General features: G+C 63.9%; 8 protein-coding genes. 6 read left to right on the forward strand and 2 right to left on the reverse strand.

Annotated elements, in window-relative coordinates:
- Window positions 1-53: 53 nt before the first annotated feature.
- Window positions 54-293, reverse strand: a complete 240-nt coding sequence (locus tag WCE05_RS06920) for a glutaredoxin family protein (RefSeq protein ID WP_317235047.1) — start codon at window positions 291-293, stop codon at window positions 54-56.
- Window positions 294-367: 74 nt separating this feature from the next.
- Complete coding sequence (locus tag WCE05_RS06925; protein ID WP_225786950.1) at window positions 368-1,576, reverse strand: ammonium transporter; 1,209 nt, start codon at window positions 1,574-1,576, stop codon at window positions 368-370.
- Window positions 1,577-1,876: 300 nt separating this feature from the next.
- Here WCE05_RS06925 and WCE05_RS06930 point away from each other — a divergent pair, with 300 nt between their 5' ends.
- The 6 genes from WCE05_RS06930 to WCE05_RS06955 form a co-directional block, all read left to right on the forward strand.
- Window positions 1,877-2,191 carry a YqjD family protein gene (locus WCE05_RS06930; protein ID WP_225786951.1) on the forward strand — a complete coding sequence of 105 codons (315 nt, stop codon included), beginning with the start codon at window positions 1,877-1,879 and terminating at the stop codon, window positions 2,189-2,191.
- Window positions 2,192-2,200: 9 nt separating this feature from the next.
- A complete protein-coding gene (locus tag WCE05_RS06935) occupies window positions 2,201-2,575 on the forward strand; it encodes a phage holin family protein (RefSeq protein WP_225786952.1) in 375 nt (124 codons plus the stop codon).
- Entirely contained in the window at window positions 2,572-2,898 is a 327-nt protein-coding gene (locus WCE05_RS06940; protein WP_225786953.1) for a hypothetical protein, read from the forward strand. The genes WCE05_RS06935 and WCE05_RS06940 overlap by 4 nt, the downstream gene beginning before the upstream one ends.
- A gap of 75 nt (window positions 2,899-2,973) precedes the next feature.
- Window positions 2,974-4,305 carry a deoxyguanosinetriphosphate triphosphohydrolase gene (locus WCE05_RS06945; RefSeq protein ID WP_253090888.1) on the forward strand — a complete coding sequence of 444 codons (1,332 nt, stop codon included), beginning with the start codon at window positions 2,974-2,976 and terminating at the stop codon, window positions 4,303-4,305.
- Window positions 4,306-4,583: 278 nt separating this feature from the next.
- Window positions 4,584-5,204 (forward strand): response regulator transcription factor, encoded by a 621-nt coding sequence (locus WCE05_RS06950; protein ID WP_225787154.1) that lies wholly within the window; start codon window positions 4,584-4,586, stop codon window positions 5,202-5,204.
- A 12-nt stretch (window positions 5,205-5,216) separates the two neighbouring features.
- Window positions 5,217-6,095 (forward strand): transporter substrate-binding domain-containing protein (locus WCE05_RS06955; RefSeq protein ID WP_368815651.1); only part of this gene is annotated, 879 nt, incomplete at its 3' end.

The following is a 6,095-nucleotide window of genomic DNA, read 5'->3' on the forward strand; positions in this document are numbered from 1 at the left end:
CTTCGCCCTGCGCGCCGGATCATGCAGGAGGGCACCGCTTCCCCTCTCGGCAATCATCCCTTCAGGAACGCCACCACCTGCTCCGCATCGAACGGCCAGCCCAGCTCGGCACCGGTGTCGCAACGGCGCAGCACGGGAATGCGCAGGCCATAGCGCTCGAACAACGCCTCGCTGTCGGCGATATCGACCAACTCCACCAGCAGGCCGTGCTCGACGAAAGGCATCAGCAAGGCTTCGGCCACTTCGCACAAATGGCACCCCAGGGTGCCGAACAGTTGGCATTCAGGCAGCATGGACAGGTCCCGCATCAGCAAGGAATGGGATGATCATTCTAGGTCCATGCCGGGCCACGTGCACCTGGCCTGCGTCAATCCTGGCTGGTGGCGCCGATGCGGTGCAGCGACAGGTCGGCGCCCTGGAACTCCTGCTCGTGGCTCAGGCGTAGCCCCGGCACGGCCTTGATCAGGCCATACACGGCAAAGCCGCCCAGCAATGCCACCAGCACTCCCGCCAGGCTGCCGACCAACTGGCTGGCCAGGCTGACACCGCCCAGCCCGCCGAGCGCAGCCTGGCCGAAGAGGCCACAGGCGATGCCGCCCCAGACGCCGCACAGGCCATGCAAAGGCCAGACGCCCAGCACATCGTCGATCTTCCAGCGGTTCTGCGCCGCGGTGAAGCTCCAGACGAACAGCACCCCCGCCACCAGGCCGGTGGCCAGGGCGCCGAGCGGATGCATCAGGTCGGATCCGGCACAGATGGCCACCAACCCGGCCAACGGGCCGTTGTGCAGGAAGCCAGGGTCGTTGCGCCCGGCTGCCAAGGCAGCCAGGGTCCCGCCGACCATGGCCATCAGCGAATTGATCGCCACCAGTCCACTGACGCCCTGCAAGGTCTGGGCGCTCATGACGTTGAAGCCGAACCAGCCGATGATCAGGATCCACGACCCCAAGGCCAGGAACGGAATGCTCGACGGTGCGAACGCCACCAGCCGGCCCTCACGGTAGCGGCCACGGCGCGCGCCCAGCAACAGCACCGCCGCCAGCGCCAGCCAGCCGCCCATGGCATGCACGACCACCGAGCCGGCGAAGTCGTGGAACGGCGCCCCGAAGCGCGCCTGCAGCCAGCCCTGCACGCCGAAGTTGCCGTTCCACACCACGCCTTCGAAGAACGGGTAGACCAGCGCCACGATCAAGGCCGTGGCGCACAGTTGCGGCACGAACCGGGCACGCTCGGCGATGCCACCGGAAATGATCGCCGGAATCGCCGCGGCGAAGGTCAGCAGGAAGAAGCACTTGACCAGGGCATAGCCATGGTCGGCAGCCAGTTCGCCGGCCGGCTGGAAGAAGTTCACCCCATAGGCCACCCAGTAGCCGAGCAGGAAGTACACCAGGGCCGAGACCGCGAAGTCGCTGAGGATCTTCGACAAGGCATTGACCTGGTTCTTGTGCCGTACGGTACCGACTTCGAGGAAGGCGAAACCCGCGTGCATGGCCAGGACCAGGATGGCGCCCATGAGAATGAACAAGGTATTGGAGCCATGGACCAGGGAGTCCATCGCGCTGTGCATGTTTTCCATGAAAGAGGCAGACCTGCTGAAAAAGGCACCAGGACGGTTCAAGAATCCACCTCCTTGCACCGATTCGGTGCCATGGCCCCGCCCCGTTTCGGTGAGCCGGGCAAGGCCTGCGTGGTTTTTCTTGGGTTTGTCGTGGATTGGGTTAAGGTTTATCGGTATCCGTCGGGCCAGCGCACGCATTCGGCGCAACACCCCACGGCCACGCCCCGGGAGATAGCAAGGGTCGTACCAGCGATGGCACTGAACCTTCCTTCTTCCCCATCACTCGAAATAGCCACACACATCCACAGGGAGAGACCCATGGCCAGCAAATCGGCAAAGACTGCTCAAGAGATATTGATGGCTGACTTCCAGGCCCTGGTGCGCGATACCGAGAAACTGCTCGCCGACACCGCCAACCTAGCCGGCGACCAGGCCGACGAACTGCGCGAGCAGATCCACGACCGCCTGGTCCAGGCCCGCGAGACCCTGCAACTGACCCAGGACTCGGTACGCCAGCGCGGCCAGGCGGCCCTCGGCAGTGCCGAGCAGTACGTGCAGGAGAATCCGTGGCAGGCCATCGGCATCGCCGCCGGCGTCGGCCTGCTGATCGGCCTGCTGGCCAATCGGCGCTGAGGAGTTCCCATGGAAAACGACGCTCTGGGCACCAGCGCTTCCGGCAAGCGCCTTGGCGCGGCCTTGCTCGGCCTGCTGCACAGCCATGTCGAGCTGTTCGGCATCGAACTGCAGGAGCAGAAAGCCCGTACCCTCAGCCTGCTGCTGTTCGCCGGCCTGGCGCTGGTGTTCGCTTTGCTGCTGCTGACCGCGCTGTCCGGGCTGGTCCTGGTGCTGCTGTGGGACAGTTATCGCCTGGCCGGCATCATTGGCCTGTGCGTGTTCTATGGCGTCGCCGCCCTGTACTGCGGGTTGCGTCTGAAGGCCGCGGTGTTCGACGAATCGTCGCCGTTCAGCGCCACCCTCGAGGAACTTGCCAAGGACAGGGAGCGCCTGTTGCCATGAACCTGCCTGAACTCCCCAATACCCGTAATCCCCGTGAACTGCGCAAGGCACTGTTGCGCCTGCGCCTGGAAATGCACCGCCAGGAGATCCGCCACGAATCGGCGCAGTTGGTCGAGCCGGTCAGGCGCCTGCGTGGCATGGGCAGCTCGCTGCAAGATGGCCTGGGCATCCGGCATGCGCCGCTGTGGGGCCTGGGCGCGGTGGTCGCGCTGGGCTTTCTCACCGGCAAGGGCGTGCGCAGCGGCAATCTCAGCCGCCTGGTGCGCCTGGGCAGCAGCCTGGTGCCCTTGGTCCGCCTGTTCCTGCACAACCGGCGCGGCTGAGCGGTCGCGCCTGCCGCTTGCGCGGGCGCGCCCGACACGGGAAGCTATGGCGTCCACCTGACGGGAGATCGAGCCTTGGACTGGCATACCCTGCTGACCCGCGAACGCCTGGGCAAAGCCCTGTACAGCCCCGAGGAACTGGGGCGCAGCCCCTTCCACAAGGACCACGACCGCATCATCTTCTCTGGCGCGTTCCGCCGCCTGGGGCGCAAGACCCAGGTCCACCCGGTCTCCAGCAACGATCATATCCACACCCGCCTGACCCACTCGCTGGAAGTCAGTTGCGTCGGCCGCTCCCTGGGCATGCGCGTCGGCGAGCCCCTGCGCGACAGCCTGCCTGACTGGTGCGAGCCCAGCGACCTGGGCATGATCGTGCAGTCGGCCTGCCTGGCCCACGACATTGGCAACCCGCCGTTCGGCCACTCCGGCGAAGATGCCATCCGCCACTGGTTCCAACAGGCCGCTGGACGTGGCTGGCTGGACGACATGAGCGACGACGAACGGGCCGACTTCCTCAACTTCGAAGGCAACGCCCAAGGTTTTCGTGTCCTGACCCAACTGGAGTACCACCAGTTCGACGGTGGCACCCGGCTGACCTACGCCACCCTGGGCACCTACCTGAAGTACCCCTGGAGCGCCCGTCACGCCGATGCCCTGGGCTACAAGAAGCACAAGTTCGGCTGCTACCAGAGCGAACTGCCACTGCTGCAACAGATCACCCGCAAGCTCGGCCTGCCACAGCTGGACGAGCAGCGCTGGGCACGCCATCCACTGGTGTACCTGATGGAGGCGGCAGACGATATCTGCTACGCGCTGATCGACCTGGAAGACGGCCTGGAGATGGAGCTGCTGCAATACGCCGAGGTCGAGGCCTTGCTGCTCGACCTGGTCGGCGACGACCTCCCCGACACCTACCGTCAGTTGGGGCCCGGCGACTCGCGGCGACGCAAGCTGGCGATCCTGCGCGGCAAGGCCATCGAGCATTTGACCAATGCCGCCGCCCAGGCCTTCGTCGAACAGCAGCCGGCCCTGCTCGCCGGTTGCCTGGCAGGCGACTTGGTCGAGCATATGCACGGCCCGGCCAAACGCTGCGTGCTGCAGGCCAAGGACATGGCGCGCAAGAAGATCTTCCAGGACAAGCGCAAGACGCTGCACGAGATCGGCGCCTATACCACCCTGGAGATTCTCCTCAACGCATTCTGCGCAGCCGCCCTGGAACAGCACGGAGGCCGCACGCCCTCCTTCAAGAGCCGACGTGTCCTGGACCTGCTCGGCAACCATGCCCCAGACCCACAAGGCTCACTGCACAACGCCTACCTGCGCATGATCGATTTCATCGCCGGCATGACCGACAGCTACGCCAGTGAAATGGCCTGCGAAATGACCGGTCGCTCCAGCCCAACCTGAAAGACCACAAACCGACCATGGCATGCATCGGCATGCTCTGAAGGAAATTTCCTAGGTCATCGCAGGACAAACTAAACAGCCGCCCCAACTTTTCAATAAAAAGTTACCAAACAACGAATTGACATGACTTATTCGTGATCAATTCGTAGCGCTGGTAACTTTTTACTGTAGGTAAATTCCCATATACGGCCCACAGCCGTTTCCTCCATGTCCCGACGACTTCCAACTGAGCTAAGGTGCGCACTGTTTCCGACAGCTGCCGCATTAGGAAGTTGAATATGCACTCCGTATTTATTGTCGACGACCATCCCGTTATCCGGCTGGCCGTTCGCATGTTGCTGGAAAACCAGAACTACAGGATCGTCGGTGAGTCGGACAATGGCGTCGATGCCATGCAGATGATCCGCGAAACGCGCCCCGACCTGGTCATCCTCGATATCGCCATCCCCAAACTGGACGGCCTGGAGGTGCTGTCGCGCTTCCAGGCCATGGCGCTGCCTCTGAAGGTGCTGGTGCTGACGGCCCAGTCGCCAGCGCTTTTCGCGGTGCGCTGCATGCACTCGGGTGCCGCCGGCTATGTCTGCAAGCAGGAAGACCTGGGCGAACTGCTCAGCGCGATCAAGGCCGTACTTGCCGGCTACAACTACTTCCCCAGCCAGGCAGTCAACAGCAATCCGGGAAAAGTGAACAACGAGGAACAACTTTTCCGACAGGTCAATGACCGGGAGTTGATGGTCCTGCAACTTTTCGCACAAGGTAGAAGCAACAAGGAAATTGCAAAAGGCATGTTTCTCAGCAACAAGACGGTCAGTACCTACAAGAAGCGCCTGATGCAAAAACTCCAGGTCGATACCTTGGTCGACCTGATCGATGTGGCCAAACGCAATGCATTGGTCTGAGGTGGGTAGGTAATGAAGCGCTACCTGACCTGCCTGTGCATCGTCCTGGCCCTGGCCTGTGGCAAGGCCTATGCGGCACAGGCCGATGCCGAGGCCTTCACCCTGCTCACGCGATCGACGGTCAAGCCCACCCGCCCCGAACTGACCGAGGCGCAACGCCAGTGGCTGGAAGGCAAACAGGAACTGGTGATGGGTGCATCCTTTCCGGATTACCCGCCCTTCGACATCACCACCGGCGGCCGCGACTACCAGGGGCTCACCGCCGAATATGCCGGCCTGATCGGCCAGGTGCTCGGCTTGCCGGTACGGGTGCTGCGCTTTTCCAGCCGCCAGGCAGCGGTCGACGCGCTCAAGCAGGGCCGCATCGACCTGCTCGGCAGCGCCAATGGCTACGAAGCCTCGGCGGGCCTGGCGCTGTCCCGGCCCTACGCCATCGACCAGCCGGTGCTGGTGACCCGCGAGGACGAAATGCGCCCCTTGGACGACGGGCTCGCAGGCATGCGCCTGAGCATGCTCTACCACTACCTGCCCGCGCGGGAAGTGCATGACAACTATCCGCAGGCCGAGCTCCTGGCCTTCCCCTCGTCCACCCAGGCACTCAACGCCGTGGCCTTCGGCCAGGCCGACGTGTTCATCGGCGACACCATCTCCACCCACTACCAGCTCAACCGGGGCCACCTGCCCCTGCTGCGCATGGCCAGCTTCGGCAATCACGAAGCCATCGGCTTCAGCTTCGCCATGCGCCGCGAGGATACCCAGCTCAAGGCACTGGTCGATGCCGTGCTCGACAGCCAGCCCAACGCCGTGACCGCCAGTATCTTCAAGCGCTGGAGCGCCGGCAGCGACATGCTCCTGACCGACCGCAAGCTGCAATTGACGCCGGACGAGGAG

This window comes from Pseudomonas sp. I2 (assembly GCF_040984075.1).
Lineage (GTDB): Bacteria > Pseudomonadota > Gammaproteobacteria > Pseudomonadales > Pseudomonadaceae > Aquipseudomonas > Aquipseudomonas guariconensis_B.